Annotated in this window: 24 protein-coding genes and 1 pseudogene; 9 read left to right on the forward strand and 16 right to left on the reverse strand. The window is 58.1% G+C overall.

Annotated features, from left to right (window positions below):
• Nucleotides 1-43: 43 nt before the first annotated feature.
• Nucleotides 44-1,321, reverse strand: a complete 1,278-nt coding sequence (locus ERE07_RS13585; RefSeq protein WP_130009574.1) for an efflux RND transporter periplasmic adaptor subunit — start codon at nt 1,319-1,321, stop codon at nt 44-46.
• A 207-nt stretch (nt 1,322-1,528) separates the two neighbouring features.
• Between ERE07_RS13585 and ERE07_RS13590 the strand changes: the two genes are divergently transcribed.
• A complete protein-coding gene (locus ERE07_RS13590; protein ID WP_130009575.1) occupies nt 1,529-1,855 on the forward strand; it encodes a BON domain-containing protein in 327 nt (108 codons plus the stop codon).
• Between the two features lie 37 nt (nt 1,856-1,892).
• On the opposite strand, the gene ERE07_RS13595 is transcribed toward ERE07_RS13590, so the two are convergent.
• The 11 genes and pseudogenes from ERE07_RS13595 to ERE07_RS13635 all read right to left on the reverse strand — a co-directional run bounded on the left by ERE07_RS13595 (nt 1,893) and on the right by ERE07_RS13635 (nt 12,318).
• Nucleotides 1,893-2,471 carry a hypothetical protein gene (locus ERE07_RS13595; protein ID WP_130009576.1) on the reverse strand — a complete coding sequence of 193 codons (579 nt, stop codon included), beginning with the start codon at nt 2,469-2,471 and terminating at the stop codon, nt 1,893-1,895.
• 72 nt (nt 2,472-2,543) lie between these two features.
• Nucleotides 2,544-3,497 carry a lysylphosphatidylglycerol synthase transmembrane domain-containing protein gene (locus ERE07_RS22050; RefSeq protein ID WP_245153721.1) on the reverse strand — a complete coding sequence of 318 codons (954 nt, stop codon included), beginning with the start codon at nt 3,495-3,497 and terminating at the stop codon, nt 2,544-2,546.
• Between the two features lie 78 nt (nt 3,498-3,575).
• Nucleotides 3,576-4,799: pseudogene (gene clsB, locus ERE07_RS22055) on the reverse strand (cardiolipin synthase ClsB); the annotation flags it as partial.
• Nucleotides 4,796-5,560, reverse strand: a complete 765-nt coding sequence (locus tag ERE07_RS13605; protein WP_130009578.1) for an endonuclease/exonuclease/phosphatase family protein — start codon at nt 5,558-5,560, stop codon at nt 4,796-4,798. The gene ERE07_RS13605 and the pseudogene clsB, both read right to left, overlap by 4 nt.
• 66 nt (nt 5,561-5,626) lie before the next feature.
• On the reverse strand, nt 5,627-6,421 hold the full coding sequence (locus tag ERE07_RS13610; protein WP_130009579.1) for an ABC transporter ATP-binding protein: 795 nt from the start codon (nt 6,419-6,421) through the stop codon (nt 5,627-5,629).
• A 1-nt stretch (nt 6,422) separates the two neighbouring features.
• Nucleotides 6,423-7,313: an ABC transporter permease gene (locus ERE07_RS13615; RefSeq protein ID WP_130009580.1), complete on the reverse strand. Its 891-nt coding sequence runs from the start codon at nt 7,311-7,313 to the stop codon at nt 6,423-6,425.
• 153 nt (nt 7,314-7,466) lie between these two features.
• Complete coding sequence (locus ERE07_RS13620; RefSeq protein WP_130009581.1) at nt 7,467-8,435, reverse strand: ABC transporter substrate-binding protein; 969 nt, start codon at nt 8,433-8,435, stop codon at nt 7,467-7,469.
• 145 nt (nt 8,436-8,580) lie between these two features.
• A complete protein-coding gene (locus ERE07_RS13625; RefSeq protein WP_245153707.1) occupies nt 8,581-9,384 on the reverse strand; it encodes a class I SAM-dependent methyltransferase in 804 nt (267 codons plus the stop codon).
• Nucleotides 9,377-10,558: an acetyl-CoA C-acyltransferase family protein gene (locus ERE07_RS13630; protein ID WP_130009671.1), complete on the reverse strand. Its 1,182-nt coding sequence runs from the start codon at nt 10,556-10,558 to the stop codon at nt 9,377-9,379. The genes ERE07_RS13625 and ERE07_RS13630 overlap by 8 nt, the downstream gene beginning before the upstream one ends.
• 199 nt (nt 10,559-10,757) lie before the next feature.
• Nucleotides 10,758-10,898 carry a hypothetical protein gene (locus tag ERE07_RS21715; protein WP_167670899.1) on the reverse strand — a complete coding sequence of 47 codons (141 nt, stop codon included), beginning with the start codon at nt 10,896-10,898 and terminating at the stop codon, nt 10,758-10,760.
• A 184-nt stretch (nt 10,899-11,082) separates the two neighbouring features.
• Nucleotides 11,083-12,318 carry an MFS transporter gene (locus ERE07_RS13635; protein WP_130009582.1) on the reverse strand — a complete coding sequence of 412 codons (1,236 nt, stop codon included), beginning with the start codon at nt 12,316-12,318 and terminating at the stop codon, nt 11,083-11,085.
• A gap of 209 nt (nt 12,319-12,527) precedes the next feature.
• Between ERE07_RS13635 and xth the strand changes: the two genes are divergently transcribed.
• Genes xth through ERE07_RS13660 form a run of 5 tightly spaced genes read left to right on the forward strand, consistent with a single transcriptional unit; the run spans nt 12,528 to nt 16,855 of the window.
• Nucleotides 12,528-13,337: an exodeoxyribonuclease III gene (gene xth / locus ERE07_RS13640; RefSeq protein ID WP_130009583.1), complete on the forward strand. Its 810-nt coding sequence runs from the start codon at nt 12,528-12,530 to the stop codon at nt 13,335-13,337.
• Nucleotides 13,334-13,657: a hypothetical protein gene (locus ERE07_RS13645; RefSeq protein WP_130009584.1), complete on the forward strand. Its 324-nt coding sequence runs from the start codon at nt 13,334-13,336 to the stop codon at nt 13,655-13,657. Before xth ends, ERE07_RS13645 begins: the two co-directional genes overlap by 4 nt.
• A 32-nt stretch (nt 13,658-13,689) precedes the next feature.
• A complete protein-coding gene (gmk, locus tag ERE07_RS13650; protein ID WP_130009585.1) occupies nt 13,690-14,325 on the forward strand; it encodes a guanylate kinase in 636 nt (211 codons plus the stop codon).
• A 39-nt stretch (nt 14,326-14,364) separates the two neighbouring features.
• The gene (rpoZ, locus tag ERE07_RS13655; RefSeq protein WP_130009586.1) at nt 14,365-14,568 is read left to right on the forward strand and encodes a DNA-directed RNA polymerase subunit omega; all 204 of its coding nucleotides are present in this window, start codon (nt 14,365-14,367) and stop codon (nt 14,566-14,568) included.
• Between the two features lie 16 nt (nt 14,569-14,584).
• Entirely contained in the window at nt 14,585-16,855 is a 2,271-nt protein-coding gene (locus tag ERE07_RS13660; RefSeq protein WP_130009587.1) for a RelA/SpoT family protein, read from the forward strand.
• On the opposite strand, the gene ERE07_RS13665 is transcribed toward ERE07_RS13660, so the two are convergent.
• From ERE07_RS13665 to ERE07_RS13675, 3 genes are read right to left on the reverse strand one after another with little or no spacing between them, the layout of a single operon-like run.
• Nucleotides 16,845-17,204 carry an AzlD domain-containing protein gene (locus tag ERE07_RS13665; protein WP_245153708.1) on the reverse strand — a complete coding sequence of 120 codons (360 nt, stop codon included), beginning with the start codon at nt 17,202-17,204 and terminating at the stop codon, nt 16,845-16,847. The two genes, ERE07_RS13660 and ERE07_RS13665, sit on opposite strands and share 11 nt — an antisense overlap.
• Nucleotides 17,205-17,212: 8 nt before the next feature.
• Entirely contained in the window at nt 17,213-17,950 is a 738-nt protein-coding gene (locus tag ERE07_RS13670) for an AzlC family ABC transporter permease (RefSeq protein ID WP_130009588.1), read from the reverse strand.
• Between the two features lie 16 nt (nt 17,951-17,966).
• Complete coding sequence (locus ERE07_RS13675) at nt 17,967-18,830, reverse strand: peptidoglycan DD-metalloendopeptidase family protein (protein ID WP_130009589.1); 864 nt, start codon at nt 18,828-18,830, stop codon at nt 17,967-17,969.
• Between the two features lie 352 nt (nt 18,831-19,182).
• Between ERE07_RS13675 and ERE07_RS13680 the strand changes: the two genes are divergently transcribed.
• The 3 genes from ERE07_RS13680 to ERE07_RS13690 are packed head-to-tail and all read left to right on the forward strand — an operon-like array spanning nt 19,183 to nt 21,961.
• Nucleotides 19,183-20,157 carry a TRAP transporter substrate-binding protein gene (locus tag ERE07_RS13680; RefSeq protein ID WP_130009590.1) on the forward strand — a complete coding sequence of 325 codons (975 nt, stop codon included), beginning with the start codon at nt 19,183-19,185 and terminating at the stop codon, nt 20,155-20,157.
• Nucleotides 20,158-20,163: 6 nt separating this feature from the next.
• A complete protein-coding gene (locus tag ERE07_RS13685) occupies nt 20,164-20,667 on the forward strand; it encodes a TRAP transporter small permease (protein ID WP_130009591.1) in 504 nt (167 codons plus the stop codon).
• Nucleotides 20,660-21,961 carry a TRAP transporter large permease gene (locus ERE07_RS13690; RefSeq protein ID WP_130009592.1) on the forward strand — a complete coding sequence of 434 codons (1,302 nt, stop codon included), beginning with the start codon at nt 20,660-20,662 and terminating at the stop codon, nt 21,959-21,961. Before ERE07_RS13685 ends, ERE07_RS13690 begins: the two co-directional genes overlap by 8 nt.
• A gap of 107 nt (nt 21,962-22,068) precedes the next feature.
• On the opposite strand, the gene ERE07_RS13695 is transcribed toward ERE07_RS13690, so the two are convergent.
• Entirely contained in the window at nt 22,069-24,033 is a 1,965-nt protein-coding gene (locus ERE07_RS13695; RefSeq protein WP_130009593.1) for a SurA N-terminal domain-containing protein, read from the reverse strand.
• Nucleotides 24,034-24,102: the final 69 nt, after the last annotated feature.

Raw genomic sequence — 24,102 nt, forward strand, 5'->3', positions numbered from 1 at the left:
TAAGCGCTGCGGGCCCGATGGGCCCGCTTGTTTTGGCTGTGATTCAGCCCTGGGATTCCGCTGTTGCCGGCGTTTTATCCGCCTGGCTTTCGCCTTGTCTGGCGGGAGCATCCTGAGGGGGCTGCTGAGCGCCCGGCTCCCCGCCTTGCGCCGCAGGCGCGCCGCCTTTGCCCTGCCCCTGCTTCCAGGGTATGGGTTGAACCGGCGCACCCGGACCAATCTTCTGAAAGCCTTCGACAATGACGACATCGCCAGGATTCAACCCCTTGGTGACAATCGAGCCGCCATTGACGCGTGGTCCCAACGACACAGCCATTGGGCTGACCTTTCCGTCCTTGACGGTCATGACGCTGTCCAGACCATCGGCGGTGCGCTGCAACGCCTGCTGCGGAACAACCAGCGCCTTTTCGTCCACCCCTTGCTCAAGGCGAACCCGCACATACATGCCCGGCAACAGGATTTGATCAGGGTTGTCGAACAAGGCGCGCAGGCGTACCTGACCAGTCGTAGGATCCACACTCACACCGGAAAACAGGAGTTTGCCGTCGTGGTCATATGGCGTTCCGTCATCCAGCAACACCTGCGCAAGCGCATTACCTTCGCCTGACGGAGTCAGATGGCCCGAGGCCAGGGCACGACGCAATTGTGCCAATTGCGCGGTTGAGCGAGTGATATCGACATAAACACGATCAAGCTGCTGCACCGTGGCCATTTGCGTTGCCGAGGCCGCACTCACCAGCGCGCCTTCGGTGACCAGCGATTCGCCGATGCGGCCATCAATCGGCGATACCACCTTGGTGTAGCCAAGGTTGATGTCGGCAGATTTCAGCGCTGCCTGAGCGGCTGCCACGGCGGCATCGGCCTGGCTGGCCTGCGCCACGGCGTTATCGTATTCCTGCCGACTGACGGCATTGGCCTTGATCAGCTTGGTGTAGCGCTCGGCAAGCAAGCGGGCCGTACGCACATCGGCCTGGGCGTTCTTGAGCTGTGCGGAGGCCTGGTCGCGCATGGCGATATACGGAGCCGGATCGATCGTAAAGAGCAATTGGCCTTGCTTGACTTCGCTGCCCTGCTCGAAATTGATCTCTTCGACGATGCCGTCGACACGGGCGCGGATCTGCGCGTCTTTGATTGCCTCGACGCGGCCGGGCAAGTCGACAAAGATCTGGGTTTTTGCTGGCTGCACTGTCACGACACTGACAGGGACTTTCATGCCCCCGCCTTGGGGTTCGCCCTTTTCGCTGCAAGCACCGAGCAAGAGTAAAGAAGAAAATATGATAACGCGGATCTGCTGCCCCGAGGGCAAGCGATAACTCGGCATCCGATGGCTCCTGTGCAGTATTGGCGCCCTTTTGAGGCTAACTGCATCGCTTCTGGTTGTTTATGCAAAGCGAAAGTATAAGGGTAAACAGGTACTATACAAATATTCTTACTCATTTCAATATGTTTCATTTGCCCGGCGGCATGTCATTTGCTGTTGTAAGACAGCGCCCTTGTGGGGGTTGCATTTTTACGAACAGGAGGTTTTATGTCCCAGCAACGAATTGCCCAAGCCCTGGCGATTACAGTCATGACACTCGCGCTCGGCGCTTGCGCGCATCACGACACCGACTCGCAACGCAGCGCGGCGGAGTACTCGGATGACACGAGCATAAACACCAATGTGCAGGCGGCAGTGCTCGGAGTTCCCGGTGTGCATGCCAATGACATACAAGTGAGCACGTATGAAGGTGTGGTGAAGTTGCGCGGCATGGTAGATAACCAGAAAGCCGCGCAAAACGCCATCCAGGCGGCCAGGCAGGTGGAAGGCGTCAAGACAGTGGATTACGACATGAGCGTAAAGTCCAGCTACTGATCTAAGCGTGCGGTAAAAGCGGCAACTGGTTCCTGGACTAGAGATCCCTCTCCAGCTCAGGGCTGGTGAGGGGGTCGAAATCTTCCCACTTGCCATCACGCCAGTTGCCTTTTGCACGCTCCACTTCTGCGCCGCCGGCATCACGCAGTATTCCCCCAACCCGCTTTTCGTCCGCGGGTTCAGTATGAACGGCCAGCACCACCCCGGAGCTGCGCCCCTCGTGTGCTTGGGTTTCCTTGCGCTGCGCGTGGGTTTGTTCAGGCCTGGATCGGCCCAGTCCCCGCATGGCGCCTACCAGCGATCCCACATAGGCCCCCACGCCCGCGCCACCGGCGATGGCAGCGGTGTCCGCACCAAATACAGACACAACGATCCCACCGATAATGGCGCCGATCCCGCCAAGCACTGCCGCGCCTGCAACAGCGCCGGACGGCGCGCCGATGGAGTTCGGGTCGGCGGCATGATCTCCGCCCAGGGGATAGCGGTCATGGCTTCCTGCGGGATTAACATAAAAAGTATGCAGCCGGTCTGGTGTAATGCCCGCTTCCATCAGGCGGGAGGCGGCAACCTGCGCTGCGTCAAACGTTTCGAAACGGGCAGCGACGATCAGGGACATGTTGCTCTCCTTGTGGTGATGATAGTTGGAGCGCAGCAATTCGTATGCCCATGACGACCACTCTTTAAGTGCTCAACCCCCAGGCATATCGGTTCCGGGATTTTTCTGCTGACTTCCGGTTTGCTCTTTCATACGTGCTTCCATCAGCAGATACCAGAGGCCGGCGACAAAAAGCGGCGACAGATAATACACTGCGCGGTAGACCAGTGTGGCCGCCAGCACGGTACTGTGCGTCACATCATCGTTCGCCGACAGTACCGCCACCGCCATCGCTTCAAGCACGCCCAGGCCCGCAGGCACGCGGGCGATGAGGCCAGCAATGGCACTGAGCAGCACAACGCCAAGCACCAGCAGATAGCCCGGACCATCGGGGAGCAACACATACAGCACGGCTCCCATCAGGCTCCAGTTGAGCGTGGAAAGTCCGAGCTGGACGAGCGCAATTTTGCCGGATGGCAACTCAATATGATGGCCACGTAGTGTCCAGGACCGCTTGCGTGAACAAAAACAAGCGCCTGCGTAGCACAACGACAACAGCATCATGACCGCGCCCAGCCCCCTGAGCGCGCCTGTTCCGAAGCCCCAGTCCGTCGGCAGGCTTACACCGCCCGCAGCGAAAATGGCGCCTGCAAGCAGGCCATAGCCGGCCCAGTTGGTCACCACGCCAACGCCGAATATACGCGTGGCCTTACCAGGACTGAGCCCGCTTTTGGTGTACAGGCGCAAACGCAGACCCAGCCCGCCTACAGATGAGCCTAAAGTCATGATGAAGGCATAAGTCGTGATCCCAATCACAAACGTCCTGAGCCTTGTCAGGGTGTGGCCGGTGTACCATTTTCCCACGAGATCAAAACAGGCGTAGGTCAAATAACTGGCCAGCGTGAGGGCGAATGCAAACAATAGCGCTCGGGAGGGCGTATCGCCTATGGCCTGCAGTACCTCGTCCCACTTGACGCGGGTGGCCGCAAGCCCCAGAAGCACGACGATCAGCGCGATGAATCCGCCAGCCAGGATCCTGCGCAGCATCGGCCAACGCGCCCTGGCCCATTGAAGGACAGCGTGATGGCCGCGCTTGTCGTGGGTGTCCGCCGCATCGTCCGGGTCTGTCGCCGGCGAGGTGGCTTTGGCGTGTTCGGGGGGCATGGACAGCAATCTGGTCTTGCGGGCAGGGAGCCAACTGGCCCATGAAGGAAAGCGTCGCAGGAAATGGAACACGAACACGCCCAGGACGACACGCTGAATCTTCCGCCGAGGCTGCGTGTCGCTGAGCATCTGCTTGCAGTGCTCGTCGATCAGCTTGTCGAGCCGGGACTGCAAATGCCTGCTGAAGTCGCGATCCAGAATCATCACGTTGGCTTCCAGATTGAGCGCAAGGCTGAGTGGATCCAGATTGCTGGAGCCTACCGTGGACCATGCATCATCGACCACAGCCACCTTGCCGTGCAGCGGGCGCTCGCAATACTCGTAGATTTCCACGCCCGCAGACAACAGATAGTCGTAGAGCATGGTCGCCACAAAGCGGGCTGCAGGCATGTCGGGCTCCCCCTGCAGGATAAGCCGAACTTTTACACCGCGCTGCGCCGCACCGCGCAAGTCTCTGAGCAGACGGTAGCCAGGGAAAAAATAAGCGTTTGCAATCGTGACATAGTCCTTGGCTGCCCGTATACCCATGCGATAGTGCAGCTCTATGTCATTGTTGTGTTCATCATTGTCGCGCACGACCAGCGCTGCGGAACAGCCCTCCGACGCAGGCGCGGCGGACGTAGCGCGTCGTTCGGGCTGGCGACGCCGCCTGCGCCAGGATCTGCGCTCCGGCTTGACCGGCGCCAGTACCTGAGCTTCGAAATGCGCGATCTCCTTGACCAAGGGCCCTTTGATGGAGATTGCATAATCCTGTTTGGCTGTGGGACCGAAATCCGCGAGATGGTCCGCGCCAAAATTGATCCCTCCCACAAATGCAATGGCATCGTCGACAACAACGATTTTCCTGTGGAGTCGGCGAAACAGGTTGGTTCGCATCCCAAGCAGACGCGGCTGTGGATCAAACACGTGGAAGCGAACGCCGGCCGAGGTCATTGCCTCGATAAAGTCCGGCGGCAAATCGGCAGTGCCATAGCCATCGACGGCGATATCCACTTGCACGCCCCGCTGCGCCGCCCCGATGACCACCTGTTGCAGCGCCTGACCAACCTTATCGTCGAAGATAATGAAGGTTTCAATGATGACGCTGTGCGTCGCCTCGTTGATGGCCTCGTTGACAGCCGGAAAAAAATCCTCTCCATTTTCGAGCAATTCAATGGTGTTCCCTGAGGTCCAGTGCGCTTTCATATCGCAAGCTCCACCGCCAGCGGAGCATGATCCGACAGCTGTGACCATGGACGCCGGGCCAGCGACATGGCTTCAAAACGGGAAATATTGCGCACGTAGATCCGATCCAGTCGCAGCAGTGGCAGGCGGGCGGGAAAGGTTCGGGCCACTTTGCCTTTTTTTTCGCGAAAAACCTCATACATCCCACAGGTACGCACCAGCATACGCTGGCCGATCTGCCGCCAGTCATTGAAGTCACCTGCTATAACCAGCGGCACGTCCGGCGGAATATCTTCGTTGACGTACCGGCACAGATCGCTCAGCTGAAAATGCCGATGCCGCTCTCGCAGGCCCATGTGCACGCATATGAGATGGATCTGCCCGTCGTAGCCGGGAGGCTGCAGCACGCAATGAAGCATGCCGCGCTTTTCCTGCTTGTCTACCGAAATATCGATATTCTCATAACTTGTTATGGGAAACTTTGACAGGATCGCGTTGCCATGATGCCCATGCGGATAAACAGCGTTGCGTCCATAGGCGAACTGGGGCCAGATCGTATCCGCAAGAAACTCATATTGGCTGGTTGCCGGCCACCGAGCCAGTTTCTCGGCATGATGATGGTGCGCACCGAGCACTTCCTGCAAAAACACAATATCGGCACGCGTTGCACGAATCGCATCTCGCAACTCGTGCAGGATAAAACGGCGATTGAAAACCGTGAACCCTTTGTGCGTATTGACAGTAAGTATTCTGAGCGTGAGCGGTTTGTCCTCTTTCGTCATGGAGTCAGGCTGGCCTGTTGTTATAGGCCAACCCGTAGCAAGTAACGTGCCTGAGGCTAACGGCGGTTAACTCAGCAACAAGGCGTCGTCAGCCAGCTTTTCGCCTCTTACGCGCTCGAACATCTGCAGGAGGTCGGGCACATCCAACCCTTTGCGCTCAGGGCCTGAAACGTCGAGAACAACATTGCCTTGGTGCAGCATGACGGTGCGATCGCCGACATCCAGCGCCTGCCGCATGCTGTGTGTGACCATCATGGTGGTCAGTTTGCTTTCCGCCACGATGCGGGCAGTGAGATCCAGCACAAACTGGGCGGTACGCGGATCGAGCGCGGCAGTATGTTCGTCCAGCAACAGAATGCGTGAGGGCCTCAGGGCCGCCATCAACAGGCTGACGGCCTGGCGCTGCCCACCCGACAACAGACCTATTCTGTCCGTCAAGCGGTTTTCCAATCCGAGCCCCAAAATCTCCACGCGTTCGCGGAATTCATCCCGCATGGCCGCCTTGACGGCCTTGCCAAAGCCGCGACGCTTTCCGCGGCCATACGCCAGGGCGAGATTTTCTTCGATGGTGAGATCTTCGCAGGTGCCGGCCATGGGGTCCTGAAAAACCCGCGCGACGCGCTCGGCACGTTTCCAGACAGGCTCGGTCGTGACATCCTTGCCGTCAATGGCGATGGAACCGCTGTCTATGGCCAGATCACCGGATACGGCGTTCAGAAACGTGGATTTTCCCGCGCCGTTGGATCCGATCACCGTAACGAACTGTCCGGCCGGAATGTCCAGTGACAGGCCACGCAGCGCGCGCGTTTCGATCGGGGTGCCCGCATTAAATGTAATCGTGACATCTTTTGCGCTCAGCATATTAGCGCCCTCCCTTGCCGCGCAAGCGCTGCTTGACCAGCGGAATGACCAATGCGACCGTCACAAGCACGGCCGTGACCAGATTCAAATCCTGCGCCTTGAGGCCGATGAAATCGGCGTTAAGGGCAAGAGCAATGAAGAAACGGTAAAGCACCGCGCCCACGATGACGGCGAGCGTGGCAATCAGCAAGCGCCGGGACGGCATGATGCTTTCGCCCACAATCACAGCGGCCAGGCCGATCACGATGGTTCCAATCCCCATCGAAATATCCGCACCACCCTGAGACTGGGCGAATAGCGCCCCGGCCAGGGCACACAAGGCGTTGGATATCCCCATGCCGGCAAGAATGCGATTACCGGTTGCCACTCCTTGCGAACGCGCCATGCGCGGATTTGAGCCGGTGGCACGCATGGCCAGGCCCGTTTCGGTTGAAAAATACCAATCCAGCGCAAGCTTGACGATGACCACCAGCAGCAGCAACATCAACGGCCTTGCGATATAGTCGCTCAACCCTTCTGGCTGCAATATGCTGAAGACCGTTGGCTCGGTGATCAACGGCACATTAGGCCGCCCCATCACACGCAGATTGATCGAATACAACGCAATCATCATCAGAATGCTGGCGAGCAAATCCATGATTTTCAACCGGACGTGCAGCCAACCTGTCATCATGCCGGCCACGGCTCCCGCCAGCGTCGCGATAAGCGTCGCCGTGAAAGGATCCATTCCGGCGCTGATAAGTGTTGCCGCAGTGGCTCCGCCCAGCGGGAAGCTGCCATCGACGGTAAGGTCAGGAAACCGCAGAATTCGAAACGAAATCAGAACCCCCAGCGCAACCAGTCCGAAAATCAGCCCAATTTCCAGTGCGCCCCATAACGAATAAATAGACATTGTCCGGCTCGTTGAGTTGAAAAAGAAACAGGCGGGCTGTTGAAGACAACCCACCTGTTTTGCCTAGCGAGAAATTTTAATCAAAAAACGAAACAGCCCCGCCTGCTCTGCCAGAAAAAGATCGAGGCGTCAGCCGATGGTCTATCCACGCCACTATTCGATGACTTGCGTGGCCGACTTGATGAACTCATCCGACAGCGTGACGCCCTGCTTCTTGGCGGCGGCCAGATTGACGTACAGTTCGAGTTTGTCGCTGGTTTCGGAGGCAATGTCACCTGGCTTCTCGCCTTTGAGAATGCGTACGACTATTTTGCCTGTCTGCAAACCAAGGTCATGATAATTGACACCGAGCGCCGCAATGGCCCCGCGCTTGACACTGTCGGTATCGGAGGCGATCAATGGGATTTTGGCATCGTTGCCCACCTTGACCAGGGATTCATAGGCCGACACCACATTGTTGTCCGTATTGGTATAGATGACATCCACCTTGCCCACCAGGCTACGGGCCGCCGCGCCCACATCAACCGTGCGGGCCGCAGTGGCCTCGACCAGGGACATGTCAGCCTTGGGGAGCAATTCGCGCAACTGCTTGACGACCACCGCCGAGTTGGCTTCACCCGGGTTGTAGACGATACCAACACGTTTGGCCTGCGGCGAAACCTGTTTGATCAAGTCGATTTGTTTTTCCAGCGCCAGACTGTCCGACACACCCGTAACGTTTGTCCCGGACGCATTCATGGAAGGAACCAATTGTGCTGCCACAGGATCCGTGACGCCGGAATACACAACAGGGATGGTTTTGGTTGCCGACACAACAGCTTGTGCCGACGGCGTGGCGATGGCGACGATCACATCAGGATTGTCGCCAACAAATTTGCGGGCAATTTGCGCGGCAATCGCGGTATTGCCCTGGGCCGTCTGGAATTGCCATTTGAAATCGCCTTGCTTGGCATAACCGGCTTCATCCAGGACTTCTTTGACGCCATCCTTGATCGCATCCAGTGCGGGATGTTCGACGATAGAGGTCACCGCGACCGACTGCGCAAAAACCGGCGCCTGCGCGAGCGCCGCCACCACGGCCGCAGCGCCTGCCAGCAGGCTGGCAGATTTGCTGAACTTCATCTAGTGCTCCTTGTCCGATATAAAAGCAGCGTAAGTCTGCAAGGTGCGACCTCGCCAATGGCCGTAAGTCTAACGCGTAAGGGCGGAATTTTCCTCAAGGGATATCCCTGCCAGCGATGCGAACATGGCGTCCCTGCCGGCACGCTCATACCACCAGGGAACCACCGCCATCGCGCCCCGCAAGCAGCGTCCTGGCCCATCGCCGCGCAGGCAGGCCACCGGCAGCCTCTATCTGCTCTGCACGTTGCAACAGGCGGGCGACGGTCACATCCAATACCGGGCCTTTGAATGCAAGCACAATACGATTGCCTTCGTCTATTTCGGGCAACTCAAGCACGCGACCGCGGAATGCTTCGCGTATGTTGTCGAGGTTGCGCGGAAAACTGTCATGATTGCCGAACAAGTTCACCGTCATGATGCCCACATCTGCGAGCGTTCGGCGACAACCCTCGTAAAATGCCACGCTGTCACGCACGGGCCCCTGCGCCTGGCCATCGTAAAGATCAACCATTAACGCTATGTAGCGACCGATATTGCGGCTCTCGTGTACCCACTCGCCCGCATCGCAATGCTCAACGACAGAACGCGCGGTGCCAGGCAGTCGAAAGTACATTTGGCAGGCAGCCGTGACAGCCGGATTCCACTCGGCGGTGACCACCGATGCGGGCGTGTGCTTGAGCGTATAGCGCAGCAGCGAACCCGCCCCCAGCCCAAGGACGCCTATTTCATCCTTGCGGCTGGGCTCCAGAAACAACAACCAAGCCATCATTTGCTGGGTATAGGCCAGGACCAGTTCGGCGGGCGCCGCTATCCGCATGGCGCCCTGAATCCATTGTGAACCGAAATGCAGATAACGTACCCCGTACTCTTCGGACAACGTGGGCTCGTCTATGGCGTAAGCTGCATTTGCTGCCTGCCTGCCTGGCTTGCGACGCAAGGCCTCAGACACGTTCGAAAATCGCCGCAATACCCTGCCCGCCGCCTATGCACATGGTAACCAGCGCATAACGGCCTTGAATGCGCGTAAGCTCATGCAGCGCCTTAACCGTTATGATGGCGCCCGTTGCGCCAATCGGATGCCCCAGGCTGATGCCACTGCCATTGGGATTGACCTTGGCCGGATCCAGGCCGAGCTCCTTGCTGACTGCACATGCCTGGGCAGCGAATGCCTCGTTGGCTTCGATCACATCCATCTGTCCAATATCCAGCCCTGCTTTCTGGAGCGCAATACGCGTGGCAGGTACCGGGCCTATTCCCATATATTGAGGATCGACGCCCGCATGGCCATATGACACGAGACGCGCCATGGGGGCAAGCCCGCGGGCCTTGGCGGCCGCGGCGGTCATCAATAGCACCGCGCCGGCGCCATCGTTCAGCCCTGAGGCATTACCTGCGGTCACCGTGCCGTTTTCCTTCTGGAAAACGGGCTTGAGCGACTGGAAATTCTCCGCCGTCGCGCCCAGGCGGACATGTTCGTCTGTGTCGAATACAACCTCTCCCTTGCGCGTTTTACGCACAACGGGAACGATCTGCTCCTTGAAATACCCTTGCTGAATCGCAGCCTCTGCCCGCTGATGAGACGAGAGTGCTAGCGCATCCTGGTCCTCCCGGCTGATCTCGTATTTTTTTGCCACGTTTTCGGCCGTAATGCCCATGTGGACTTTTTCGAATGGGTCAGACAGCGCGCCAGTCATCATGTCCAACATTACACTGTCGCCCATGCGCGCTCCCCAGCGCTGGGCCGGAGCGATATAGGGGGCGCGGCTCATGCTTTCGGCGCCGGCGCCGATGGCCACTTCAGCGTCGCCCAGTTTCAAGGCCTGAGCGGCGGAAACAATAGCCTGCAAACCCGATCCACACAGACGATTGACATTGAATGCGGGCGTAGACTGCGGCATGCCGGCATTGAGCGTTGCCACACGGGATAGATACATGTCGCGAGGCTCGGTATTGATCACGTGACCGAACACCACGTGCCCGACATCGTCCGCAGCGACCTTGCTGCGTTCCAGCACCGCTTTCAAGACGGTTGTCCCGAGGTCGCAAGGCGACACGTCCTTGAGGCCGCCTCCAAAATCTCCGATAGCGGTACGGCATGCGCCGACAATGACAACTTCTTCCATCATGGTCTCCCGATTGGCTGTTCCAGTTGATTGATGTACGGAATCTGCCATATTAACGCGTTCAGGAACATTCATGCCGCGGCGCAGCATAAAAAAAGCGACGGCCTGGAACCGTCGCTTTTTTGTATACGCCCAAACAGGTGCATGTGGGTTGGTATCATGCCATCATGCATCGATGGGCAGATTGACTGAGGATTCGTCAGTCCTGCAATTCTTCTGCCTGAGCGGCCTTCTTGCTCTCTTCTTTCTTTTCGGTGTCTTCGTTGGACTGGCTCGGCGCGACCCAGTTCAGGGGTTCGATCACGAAGGGCTGCTTCTTGGCAGTAGATTTGGTTGCCATTGTTTATCTCTCCTTGATGCATTACAGGGGCACACTGTGCGCCCCGTACTCTTCAAGCATACACCATTTAGAGAAATAAATCCAATATTGTCAGGCACTTAGCCTAAAATAAGCGAAGATAAAGCATTTCTGACATAGTTTGACAGCACGATTGCGGCAGAAACGATACCGGCCAATTCATGGCCTAAGAGGAAGCGGCTGATGACACTTCCTCGCGGCGCATTTGCCAGGCCAGCCATCCCAGCATGAGCAGAACGATAGCGATGAGCGGCATCATCAGGGTATTGATGACATCCCAACCCGCTGTAGTGAGCAGCCTGCCCGATCCGAAAGAAGCAACGGCCACCGTGCCGAACACCAGAAAATCATTGAGCGCCTGCACCTTGGCCCGCTCCGCAGGGGTATAAACCTCTGTGACCATGGCGGTCGAGCCGATGAAACCGAAGTTCCATCCCAGGCCGAGCAAGACCAGCGACCCCCAGAAATTCAACAGCTCCAGACCCGCCAGGGCCAACAACCCTGAGGCGGCAATCAGCACCAGGCCCATCGCCGTAATTGCGATTTTTCCGAATCGCGCAATCAAGTGCCCTGTAAAAAAGCTTGGTCCGAACATGGCAAGCACGTGCCACTGTATGCCCAATGCCGCCTCGCCGACCGTATGGCCACAGCCCACCATGGCCATGGGTGCCGCGGTCATGATGAAAGCCATCAATCCATACGAAACAATACCGGCTGTGACCGCCACTACAAAGCGTGGGCTGCGCGCAATCACGGCGAGAGGACGGGCTTGGCCGACGACCGATTCGGTCTTGGGCCGAGGCATGTGCAACATCGCCAGGAGCGGCAGGGCCAGCATGGCCAAGACACCCTGGCCCAGAAAGCTTCCAGCGAACGGCGCCGCGGGCCATGCATCGCGTGTCCAGATGACCACCTGTGGGCCGATAATCGCAGCAACCAGCCCACCCACCATAATGCGCGAAATGGCTTTGGCGCGCATCGCCGCCTGGACGGAATCAGAGGCCGCGAAACGATAGCTTTGTACACAGGCTCCGTAAAAACCTGCCACAGCCGTGCCCGTGCAGAATATTTCGAAGCTGCCCCGCAATACCCCGACGGTGGCGACAATGCCGGACAATATGCCCAGTAACGCCCCCAGCAAGTATGCGTTGCGGCGACCAATACGCCGCATGAGCAAGGCCGCGGGAATCGTCGACAGCGCGAGCCCCAGGTTATAGAGACTGACGGGCAAGGTGGCCAGCGTCGGATTGACCGCAAGCATTTGCCCGACGATGCCTCCCAGCGAAATGATAATCGGCGGCGCCGCGCCGCCCAGCGATTGCGCGGCGACCAACAACCAGACATTGCGCTGAACATGGCGACGCTCAGTGGACGCTTCGGCGGTGTGAGAAACAGGATTCATGGGCAGTTCGCTCTACCAGGCAGTCTGGCTGTCACGGAAAAATGAGTCCGGGTATAGTAATCAATTCTGTAGGCTGCCGTAATCAATTCCGTAGGTGCCGCTGCATGGCCATCGGTTTCTGTCTCATGGGACAATAGCGCCTGATACGCCTGCCAAGCAGATGAGCAGCGACCCGAGGTCGCCGAAAACCCCACAAGAAAGCGCACACAATGAAATTTGCCACATGGAATGTAAATTCCCTCAAGGTACGTTTACCGCAGGTTCTTGACTGGCTGAACGATAACCCCGTCCATGCCCTGTGCCTGCAGGAACTGAAACTGGCCGACGACAAATTCCCGCTCGACGCATTTACCGAGATCGGCTACCAGGCCCAATGGGCAGGACAAAAAACCTATAACGGCGTGGCCATCATCGCACCCGCTGAATGCCTGGACGTTCAGCGCAACATGCCGTCGTTCGACGATCATCAGCGTCGCATCATTGCAAGCACCCTGGACAGCCCCGTGGGCGAAATCCGGATTATCAGCGCTTACTGTCCGAACGGGCAGGCTGTCGGCAGCGAGAAATATGCCTACAAGCTGCAATGGTACGAGGCGCTGCACGCCTGGCTGAAAGAAGAACTGAAACGTTACCCGCGCCTGGCCATTCTGGGTGACTATAACGTTGCCCCAGAAGATGCCGACGTGCACGACCCCGCCAAATGGGAAGGCGACGTACTGGTGTCCGACCCTGAGCGCGCCGCGTTTCGCCGCCTGCTTGATCTGGGGCTGACTGACGCCTTCCGCCTGTTTCCCCAGGAAGAAAAATCATTCAGTTGGTGGGACTATCGACGCTTCGCGTTCCGCCGCAATGCCGGCTTGCGCATCGACCACGTTCTGCTGTCAGAAGCACTCAAGCCCTTGTGCTCAGCCTGCTTTATCGACAAGGGGCCCCGTGGCAACGAACAGCCGTCGGATCATGCACCTGTCGTCGCCGAGCTGGATTTCACGCGGGATACAACCCAAGGAGCCGCAGGATGAGCAGCGTCACAAGCAGCAGGGTTGTCGGCACGCTGGAGCAAGGGCTTGTTCTTGAGGTCACCATCGAAGACCTGCAATTCCGCTCCTATGTCGTGGTCAGTGCGCCGGATATCGAACGCGTTGCCGACTTCGTGCCAGCCGAACAATTCGAACAGGACGGCGATGTACACGTTACCGCCGTCAGTCACCCAGACGAAGCCCGAACGCAAGTCGAAGATCTCGCTTTCAACATGAATCTGGGCGATGCCGCTGTGTTTCTTTGCGGCAACCAGGCGGTGTACGAGCGTACGCTCGAAGAACTGGGCTTCACAGCTGTGTAAAATACGCAGTCTTACCAGACAGAATGTCCAAAATGTCCTCTTTTTCCGGCAATATATTCATGGTGGTCGCGCCCAGCGGCGCGGGCAAGTCCAGCTTGGTCAACGCCCTGCTCGCGCAGGACCCGTCCATCGTGCTTTCCATTTCCTGCACCACACGCAAGCCGCGGCCGGGTGAAGAAGCCAATAAGCACTACCGCTTTGTCAGTCAGGAAGATTTTCTGGCGTTACGAGAACAGCAGGCCTTGCTCGAATGGGCCGAAGTCCATGGCAATTTCTACGGCACGCCACGTGATCGCATCGACGAAGCGCTGGCTCAAGGCCGCGATGTCATTCTTGAAATCGATTGGCAAGGCGCGCGCCAGGTGCGCGAGCATTTTCCCCAGGCGATAGGCGTTTTTGTCCTGCCCCCATCGGTGGAAGCGCTGGAAGCGCGCCTGACCAAGCGCGGCCAGGATGCGCCTGACGTCATATCGCGCCGATTGCTGGCCGCGGGCAGCGAAATGTCGCATGCCTCGGAGTGCCAATATGTTATTATTAATCAAGAATTTAGCACCGCGCTGCTGCAACTTGGTCAAATTGTTGCAGCAGCTCGCTTGCGTTACGCATCCCAGGCGATGCGCAACGAGCAACTTTTTTCCCAGCTGGGCATCAGTAAAACTGTTGCCTGATCGCTTTTTCCGTACTGATACCGCTACTCAAGGTTAAAAATGGCACGCATCACTGTCGAAGACTGTCTGGATCATATCCCCAATCGCTTCAACCTGACCCTGGTTGCGGCGTATCGCGCCCGCGAACTCGCCCAAGGTCATGAACCACGCCTGGACACCAAGGATAAACCCACCGTCACCGCCTTGCGCGAAATTGCGGCAGGCGCCACCGGTATGGAAATGCTCCGCAAAGTGCCGACCTGAACTACCGAGGCGGCCTATGGCATTTTCAGCATTGCGTGGCGCATCTTCCGGGCTTCTGGCTGCCCTGAAAAAAGGCCCGCGCCTGCGCCGAAAAAAAAACGCCAAACACCCGCCCAAGCCTGCCCAACCCGACACCGGCGCCAACACGATAGCCTCGCTGGCGCCGCTCAGCGAAATCATCAGCGGCTATCTCGACCCCAAAGATGTTGAACGGGTAAAAGAAGCCTACCGCTTTGCAGACCAGGCCCATCTAGGTCAGTTTCGCGCCAGCGGCGAACCCTATATCTCCCACCCTATCGCGGTCACAGAAATCTGTGCCGGCTGGAAACTCGACGCCGACTCTCTCATGGCGGCGCTCCTGCACGATGTCATCGAAGACCAGGGTATTTCCAAACAAGAGCTGGCCGAAAAATTCGGGGCCGATGTCTCGGAGATCGTCGATGGCGTCTCCAAGCTGGACCGACTCGAGTTCGCCACCAAGGCTGAGCAACAGGCAGAAAGTTTTCGCAAGATGCTGCTGGCCATGGCGCGCGACGTCCGCGTCATACTCATCAAGTTGGCTGATCGCCTGCACAATATGCGCACTCTGGGCGCCGTCGGCACCGAAAAACGGCGCCGGGTCGCCCGTGAAACGCTGGAGATCTACACGCCGATTGCCCACCGTCTTGGCTTGAACGCGCTGTTTCGCGAACTGCAGGATCTCTGTTTCCAGGCCATTTATCCCGATCGCCACGAGGTACTGAAAAAAGCGCTGATGGCGGCGCGCGGCAATCGCCGCGAAGTATTGGGCAAAATTTCCGACGCTGTGCGTGTCGCGCTGCCCGCGGCCGGGATCGAGGCCGAAATCACAGGCCGCGAAAAATCACTCTACAGTATCTACAACAAGATGCTGGAGCAGAAAAAATCCTTCTCGGAAGTCCTGGATATCTATGGTTTCCGTGTGATCGTGCATACATTGCCGGAATGCTATCTAGCCCTTGGCACACTGCATCAGCTGTATCGCCCCGTACCCGGCAAATTCAAGGACTATGTGGCGATTCCCAAGCTCAATGGCTATCAGTCCCTGCACACTACCGTGGTGGGCCCTTACGGCACGCCTGTAGAGTTCCAGTTCCGCACCCGCGAAATGGACCATATCGCCGAAGAAGGCGTCGCCTCGCATTGGCTATACAAAGACGACGATGTCACGCTGAACGACCTTCAAAAACGTACGCATCAGTGGCTGCAGTCCCTGCTCGACATCCAAAGCCAGACGGGGGACTCCGGCGAGTTTCTCGAACACGTCAAGGTCGACCTTTTCCCCGACGCTGTGTATGTCTTTACCCCCCAGGGCAAAATACTTTCGCTGCCCCGTGGTGCGACGCCGGTGGATTTTGCCTATGCCATTCATACCGATGTGGGCAACCAAACTGTGGCGTCAAAGATCAACGGCGAGTTTGCGCCTTTGCGTACGGAGCTGAAAAGCGGTGACTCGGTCGAAATCGTTACCTCTCCGGCGTCGCGGCCCAGCGCGCAATGGCTGAATTATGTACGTACCGGCAGGGCGCGGTCCGAAATTCGCCACTACCTGCGCACTGTCAAATACGAAGAGTCGGTGGCTTTCGGACAGCGTCTGCTCAATCAGGCCTTTGATCAGCTCAAGCTCCCCCATCCCGACAGCGACGACCCGGAATGGGAAAAGCTCGCCAAGGGCTCGGGAGCAAGCTCCCGCGACGAGATCCTCGCCGATATCGGGCTGGGAAAACGCCTGGCCGCAGTGGTGGCGCGCCGTTTTGCGCCCGAGAACAAACTGCTTGCCACAACCGCCGCGGCAGTGGACGAATTCACGTCGTCCGCAGGATCGCCTATTGTGATTCACGGCAACGAAGGCCAGGCGGTACAGTTGGCGCCATGCTGCGGTCCCCTGCCCGGCGATGCCATCATAGGCGGCATCCGGCTCGGACATGGCCTGGTCGTACACATGGAAGAATGCGCCGTCGCACAACGCGCGCGCGCACGCGAGCCCGAGCGATGGATTCCTGTGGTGTGGGACACCAATACCGCCCGCCATCTGTCCACGCGTCTGGATGTCACCGTCATCAATGAACGGGGTGTGCTGGGAAGGCTGGCCGCCGAAATCACCGAGGCAGACTCAAACATCATGCATCTGACCATGCAGGATGACGCCAGCGCAACAGGTGTGCTTCACCTGACCGTACAGGTAGATAGCCGCAAGCATCTCGCACAGGTTATACGCGCCATGCGACACGTACCGCAAGTACAGAAGATCGTTCGGGTCAAGGGCTGACGGCTGGCGTCGCCAGCAACCAGACGCTTATCCCGTAAGCCAGCACGCCGGCCAGCGTTGCCCACGCAATGCCATGCAAATACCTGTGCCCCAACACAACCCCCAGCAGGCCCAACAGCACTGGTGCTGCGCTGCTGACCAGCGCCTGTATATCCACCAATCCCCATAGCGAAACAGTGAGCAAGGCTACGATTGCCGATGGGCCTATGGCATCGAGCGCTCTGCGCCACACGCCTGCCTGCGCAGCGCGACCCGCTCCCCTTGTGTGCCAGATCATGGGCAGCCAGCGAATCAGGAATGTGCCCGCGCCACATACGACGATCACCCACAAAACCAGTGTTGAACTCATGCCGCTGGTCATTTGACGTCTGCCTGATCGCGTGCAGCGTGACGGGCCGACGAAAGCGGTGGCCCGGCAGGAAAGCGGCTGCTCACCAGTGCCCCGACAGCCATGGCCGCGATGATGGCAATATACGAAGGCAATAAGTACAGCAGGATGGCTGTTGCGGCCATCGCCGCAACAAGTACCCGGCTGGCCACCAGTTTCCGTACTTCCAGCAGCAAAGCAAAAAACAGCGCAGGCAGCACAAACCCCAGCGTTTGCGCCAACAGCGGCGACTGCGCAAGCCAATCCCTGCCAAACCACACGCCGATGGCAGTACCGCCTACCCAAGACGCATAGGCGCCCAGTTGCAAGCCCGCATACCAGTATTCCCTGCCCTGCGCCGGCTGTGTCTGCGCTCTGGCCATGGCCGTGGCAAATACCTCGTCGGTCAGGCCGGCAGCGAGCAAAGGCAAGGGTAGCCGCCGCTGGGTCATGTCGAAACGGCCCAAGACAGCGGGGCCATAAAACAGATGGCGCAAATTCATCAACAGCACAATACCTATCACGCTGATGGGCGCACCGCCTGCCGCAATCAGGCTGACCAGTATGAACTGGCTCGCGCCCGCGTAGACCAGCAGCGAAGTGAACAGTGCCAACCAGGGCGTCATGCCTGCGTACATCGCTGCCAGGCCGAACGAAACCGCAACGGGCAGATAACCGACCGCAATCGACATGCTGTCGCGAAGGCCGCTGAAAAATGCTCGGCTCATGTCGGCTTTCGCATCATCATGGTTGATAGGCATTAATAAAAATGGCCGGATCTATCCTTGCATTATTCAGGCTGACATTCCAATGTAGATGCGGTCCCGTCGCTCTGCCGGTTGCACCGACTTTTGCAATCACCTGGCCGCGGGTAACCTGCTGGCCCTTGTGAACCTCAAATGCAGACAGATGGCAATACATGGTGACCAGGCCTTGTCCATGATCGATAAAGACCGTCTTGCCGTTGAAAAAATAATCGGCGACGATGGTTACCACGCCATCAGCCGGCGCTTTCACCGGTGTACCGGTGGGTACGGCAAAATCGAGGCCTGAATGCGGATTGCGCTCTTCGCCATTAAAGAAACGCCGCAAGCCAAACCTGCTGGACAGCCGCCCGCCATCAACCGGCCTGTCCAGCGAGATGTTGCTGGGCCCCTGCGGCCTGAAACTCGCATAGGCGTCGACCTGCTCCTTGTACTCACGCTCGAAGCGCTTTACCTGCGCTGGATCGGGATTGACGTGGCTTTTGTTCTTGAGGCGTATGTGCTGAGCAGGATACTCACGACTTTGAACAGCAAAACTCAGCGTGCGTTCACCCTGCCGCCCGCGCACCTGCAAGCCGGCATCCCCGACACGCGTTTCCAGGCCAAGTCCAACCACCGCAATCCACTGCTCATCGCTATCGCGCAATATCATGACGGGGCTACCCATATAGGTCGCGGATGAACCCGCCGCATCGCTCCCCAAGCTCACCACCGCAATCCCTCCGGGTACAGGGTGGTGCAGCATGCGGGCAATGAAGCCCTGTGCGCTCGCAAGTGCAGGTATCAGCAACAGCGCGACAGCCACGCCTGTTATGGCCTGCGGCAATCGTCGTAAAGCCAGCATCGAAATTTATCTCCTGAAACAAAGTTGTCCACTCTGCGGCACAAGGGCGAACACCCTAAGCAGGCCGCCCTGCCGACCAAGCACTCCGACCGCAACCAAGAAGATTAGAACCCAGGTAATGATGGACGCGCAAACGGCTGTCGGCGCTCTTGGCCATCCCTGCATGGCGACTAGGATTTACCCTTAAATTAAGACTCGGTTGGCTGGAATGGAAAACACTGGAACTACAATCAAGCGGCCACATCGCGCCAGGGACAGGTCCCACCAACTGCCTTGGCGTCGGCGTCCTACTCAGCCCCAGCGTGTTCCCGTAGCGGGAATTCATGCTGCATACAATAAAAGAGGATACTCAATGAACAAGACGCTCGCTCTGCTTGCTGCGACAGGCGCTGCTTTAAGCTTGAACGCACAGGCGGCCACGAAATGGGATTTGCCCAGTGCCTACCCTGCTTCCAATCTGCACACCCAGAATCTGGAACAGTTTGTCAGCGATGTCGACAAACTGTCAGAGGGCGACTTCAAAATCACCTTGCACAGCAATGCCTCTCTGTACAAGGCGCCGGAAATCAAGCGCGCCGTCCAAGGAAATCAGGCTCAGGCCGGCGAGATTTTGCTGACAAATTTCGCGAACGAAGATCCCATCTACGCCCTGGATGGCTTGCCTTTCCTGGCCACGGGCTATGATGCCGCCTGGAAACTGTATCAGGCGCAGAAAGCCGTGCTGGAGAAAAAGCTTGCGTCGCAAGGCATGACGCTGCTCTACACCGTTGCCTGGCCACCGCAAGGCATTTTCGCCAACAAGGATATTCAATCGGTCGCGGATCTCAAAGGGTTGAAATGGCGTGCCTATAGTCCGGTCACGGCCCGCATCGCTGAATTGGTCGGCGCACAGCCCGTTACCATCCAGCAGTCCGAGCTTGCGCAAGCCATGGCCACTGGCGTCGTCGAAGCATTCATGACGTCGGGCTCTACAGGCTGGGACACCAAAACCTACGAGTACATCAAAAAGTTCTACGATACCCAGGCCTGGCTGCCCAAGAATGCAGTGATCGTCAACAAGAAGGCCTTTGACCAACTGAGCGACAGCAACAAAAAAGCGTTGCTTGACGCCGGTGCGGCCGCGGAAAAGCGCGGCTGGGAACTGTCTCGCGAAAAAACGCAATGGTATCTGGATAACCTGGCAAAAAACGGCATGGACATCATCAAGCCCTCCGATGCGTTGATGCAGGGCATGGATAAAGTCGGCGAAACCATGCTCAGCGAATGGCTTGAGCGCGCAGGCGCGGACGGGAAACAGGTCATCGACGCATACCGCGCAGACAAGTAGACCATTATGCGTAAACTCCTGGACAGTCTGTACACACTGTCCGGCGGGCTGGCCGCGGTGTTCATGATAGGCGTGCTGGTGGCGATTACCCTTTCGATCGCCACCCGCCAGCTGGGCGTGCACATTGGCGGGCTGGATGCCTACGCCGGCTATTCCATGGCAGCGGCAGGCTTTCTGTCCCTTGCCCATACTTTCAAGAAGGGTGAGCATATACGAGTGACACTGCTGCTGGCCGCCCTGCCGTCCAAAGGGCGGCTGAGGCTCGATATTTTTGCGCTGACCGTGGCCTGCCTCATTGCGGCCAGCCTCGCATGGTTCAGCACCAAGCTGGTATTGGATTCCTATTCCTATCAGGACATCTCGACCGGGGACGATGCCACGCCGCTCTGGATACCGCAGATCACCATGGCCGTAGGCACCATTATCTTCCTGATTGCCGTCGTCGATGAAACATTGCGGCGTCTCAAAGGCATCCCGGAAACCGTACAGGAAGACACCCATCATGAATGAAGTACTCGTCATCTCTCTGCTGGTGCTGTCGATATTCGGGTTTCTTGCCTGCGGTGTCTGGGTAGGCCTGACGCTGGCGGGAGCCGCATGGCTGGGCATGGAACTGTTTTCCAGCCGTCCCGCAGGCGATGCCATGGCGATCACGATATGGGGCGCGGCGTCCAGTTGGACACTGACTGCCCTGCCGCTTTTTCTTTGGATGGGCGAAATTCTGTTTCGCTCGCGTCTATCGCAAGATCTGTTCAAAGGCCTGGCCCCCTGGCTGGATCGCATTCCTGGCCGGCTGTTGCATACCAATATCGTAGGCTGCGCGATTTTTGCGGCGGTATCGGGCTCCTCGGCGGCTACGTGCGCAACGATCGGCAAGATGACCATCCCTGAGCTTACTCGCCGAGGTTATCCCCAGGACCAGATCATTGGCACGCTGGCGGGTGCCGGCACTCTGGGCTTGCTCATCCCTCCGTCCATCATCATGATTGTCTATGGCGTGGCGGCAGACGTGTCCATTTCCAAACTGTTCATAGCAGGCATCCTGCCGGGCATGTTGCTCGCCGGCCTGTTCATGGGCTATATCGCCATCTGGGCTTTATTCAATCCGGACAAGATCCCGCAGGCCGACCGCGCAATGAGTTTTTCTCAGAAACTTTATCAGTCGCGCCACCTGATTCCCGTCATTGTCCTGATTGGCGTTGTACTGGGCACAATCTACACCGGTTTTGCCACGGCGACAGAAGCCGCTGTGGTGGGCGTGATCGGCGCGCTGATTCTGTCGGCCGTTCAGGGCTCGCTCACATGGCCAGTATTCAAAGAATCGCTGATGGGCGCGACACGTTTATATTGCATGATCGCACTTATACTGGCTGGCGCTCAGTTTCTGACCTTGTCCATGGGCTATATCGGTTTGCCCCGGGCGCTCGCAGAATGGATTAGTTCTTTGGGCTTGTCCCAGTTTGGCCTGATCTGCGCGCTGACGGTGTTCTTCATCGTATTGGGATGTTTTCTGGATGGCATTTCCATTGTCGTACTGACCATGGGCGTGCTGCTGCCCACCGTGACGGCTGCAGGCATAGATCTGATTTGGTTCGGCATCTTCCTGGTCTTTGTCATCGAAATGGCACAGATTACGCCCCCGGTAGGTTTCAATCTGTTTGTGCTTTCGGGCATGACCAAAAAGGAACTGCCCTATCTTGCCCGCGTGTCACTACCCATGTTTGGGCTTATGATCCTGGGCTTGCTGATCATTTATTTTGCCCCAGAGCTGGCAACCTGGCTGCCTCGCAACATGACCATGTAAAGCGGAACGTCGCAAGTGGATGAAAAAGCCCTCAAGTCCGAAACAGTATTCGGGCTTGAGGGCTTTTCATTGGACCGGGTTCTACGCTTGATCGCGCAGCCTGGAGGTCAACTGTCTTCGTTATCGCCTTGTATGGCTTGCTCGGCCTCGGGCAGGACTTTGACGCCGGCCTGAACGCGCATGGTTGCCAGCACGGCCTGCTCTTCAGCTTCGCCCCACAAGCGCGCAAGGTTTTGCTGAAGACCGGCCAGTTCGGGATTGTTTGTGGTGCCCGCCTTGGCGTCTTGGACGCGAACCACGACATATCCTTGCGGACCTGTCACGCCTTCGTAGCGAGGCAAGTCGCTGGTGGATGCCGCAAACGCCGCGTCAGTAACCTCTTTGGGCAATCCCTGCGGATCGATACGGCTCACGGATAGCGGTGAACCAAACCCTTCGGACTCCTGCGTGCCGTCATCTTTCTGCAAAGCCGCCAAGACTTGCTCTCCGGCCTTGGTAGCGGCCTGAAGGGAACGTTCGGCCAGCAATGTGCTGCGAATGTGATCGGTAACTTGCGCCAACTCGGGCACGTGCGCCGGAAGGATTTCCTGCACGCGCACAACCAGCATCGTATCAGGGGAGATTTCGATGACGCCTGAATTCTGCTTGTCTTTGAGTGCCTGGGACGTGAACAGCGCCCGTCGCACGCGCACATCGTCGAGCAAGGCGGCATCTTCGCTCGCCGAGGCCGCGTTCTCTGGTACTTCGTCGGAGGCAAGCAGGCGATCGCGGGCGATGCCCGCAGCAGTGCGCAGCTTCAGCCCCAGCGCCTGGGCGGCGGGTTCCAGACTATCGGGGTTGTCATAGACCAGGCTGGTGAGTTGCGTGGCCATTTCAGCAAAATGGTCTGCGCCCATCTGGCGACGCACCTCGGCCTGAACCTTGGTTTTGGCCTCTTCGAAAGACTCGCCGTGCTCAGGTTGTACGTCGTTGATGGAAAAGATATGAAAACCGCCGGGACCGTCGATAACGCTGGAGATATCTCCTTTTTTAAGCGCAAAGACCACGTCTTCGAGATTGGCGGGCCAGGATCCCTTGGTGATCCAGCCCAACTGGCCGCCGTTGGAGGCAGTACCGGCGTCTTGCGACTTTTCTTTGGCAACCTGGGCAAAGGAAGCCGGGTCGGCCTTGAGCTCCTTGGCGATCGCGGCTGCCTGATCGCGCGCTTTCTGGCGTTGCTCACCCGTCGCGCCGGCGGGCACGGTAATCTGTATATGGCTGACGTTGACCCGCGCCGGCAGGACGTAGCGGGCTTTGTTCTGATCGTAATAAGCTTGCAGATCACTGTCGCTGACAGACGGCAGGTTGCTCATGGCCGCCTGCTCGTCCAGAACGAGATACTGCGCAGTAACCTGTTCCGGCAATTCCAGGCTCTGCTTGTTCTTGTCGTACCACGCCTGAATATCGTCGTCGCTGATGACGATGTCTTTTTCAAAATCGGACGCAGGGAAGGTTTTCAGGCTAACGGTGCGCTGCTCGGTGAGCACGCGCTCAAGACGTTCGGTCACTGGGGCGGGCAACATCACCGTGCCGCTGACCGGGCCCAGTACGCGCCGCAGGGCAAGCTCCGCGCGCTGGCTTTCTTCGAAGTCTCGCGTGCTCATTCCGCTGGAAGCGAGTATCTGGTTATAGCGTTCCGGAGAAAAATGGCCGTCTGCCTGCAATTCTGGCATGGAGGCAATGGCCTGACGCAGCATGGTATCGGACACGCTGAACCGTTCTACCGTAGCGGTGTCGATGAGCACGCGCCGGTCGACCAACGAATCAAGCAACTGGCGGCGTGCCTGGGGATTATCGACCAGGGCCGGATCAAAGCCGCCCTGGCTGCTCTGCTGCAGCTGACGCAACTGATTGCTGCGAGCCTGGTCGAACTCCTGTTGCGTTACCGCGCCCGACCCGACCTTGACCAGATCGTGATCGCCCGAAACATAGTTGGTATAGCCACTGACCCCGATCAACGCGAAGGAAGGCAGGATCAGCACCAACAGGACAAGTTGCATCAGGCGTTGATGCGAACGAATGAAATCGAACATGAATCACTCACAGACAACGCGCCCTGTGCAGGACCGGACGCGCGCAACAGTTGTTTCGAAAGATTCTTC

This window comes from Allopusillimonas ginsengisoli (assembly GCF_004153455.1).
GTDB lineage: Bacteria > Pseudomonadota > Gammaproteobacteria > Burkholderiales > Burkholderiaceae_B > Allopusillimonas > Allopusillimonas ginsengisoli.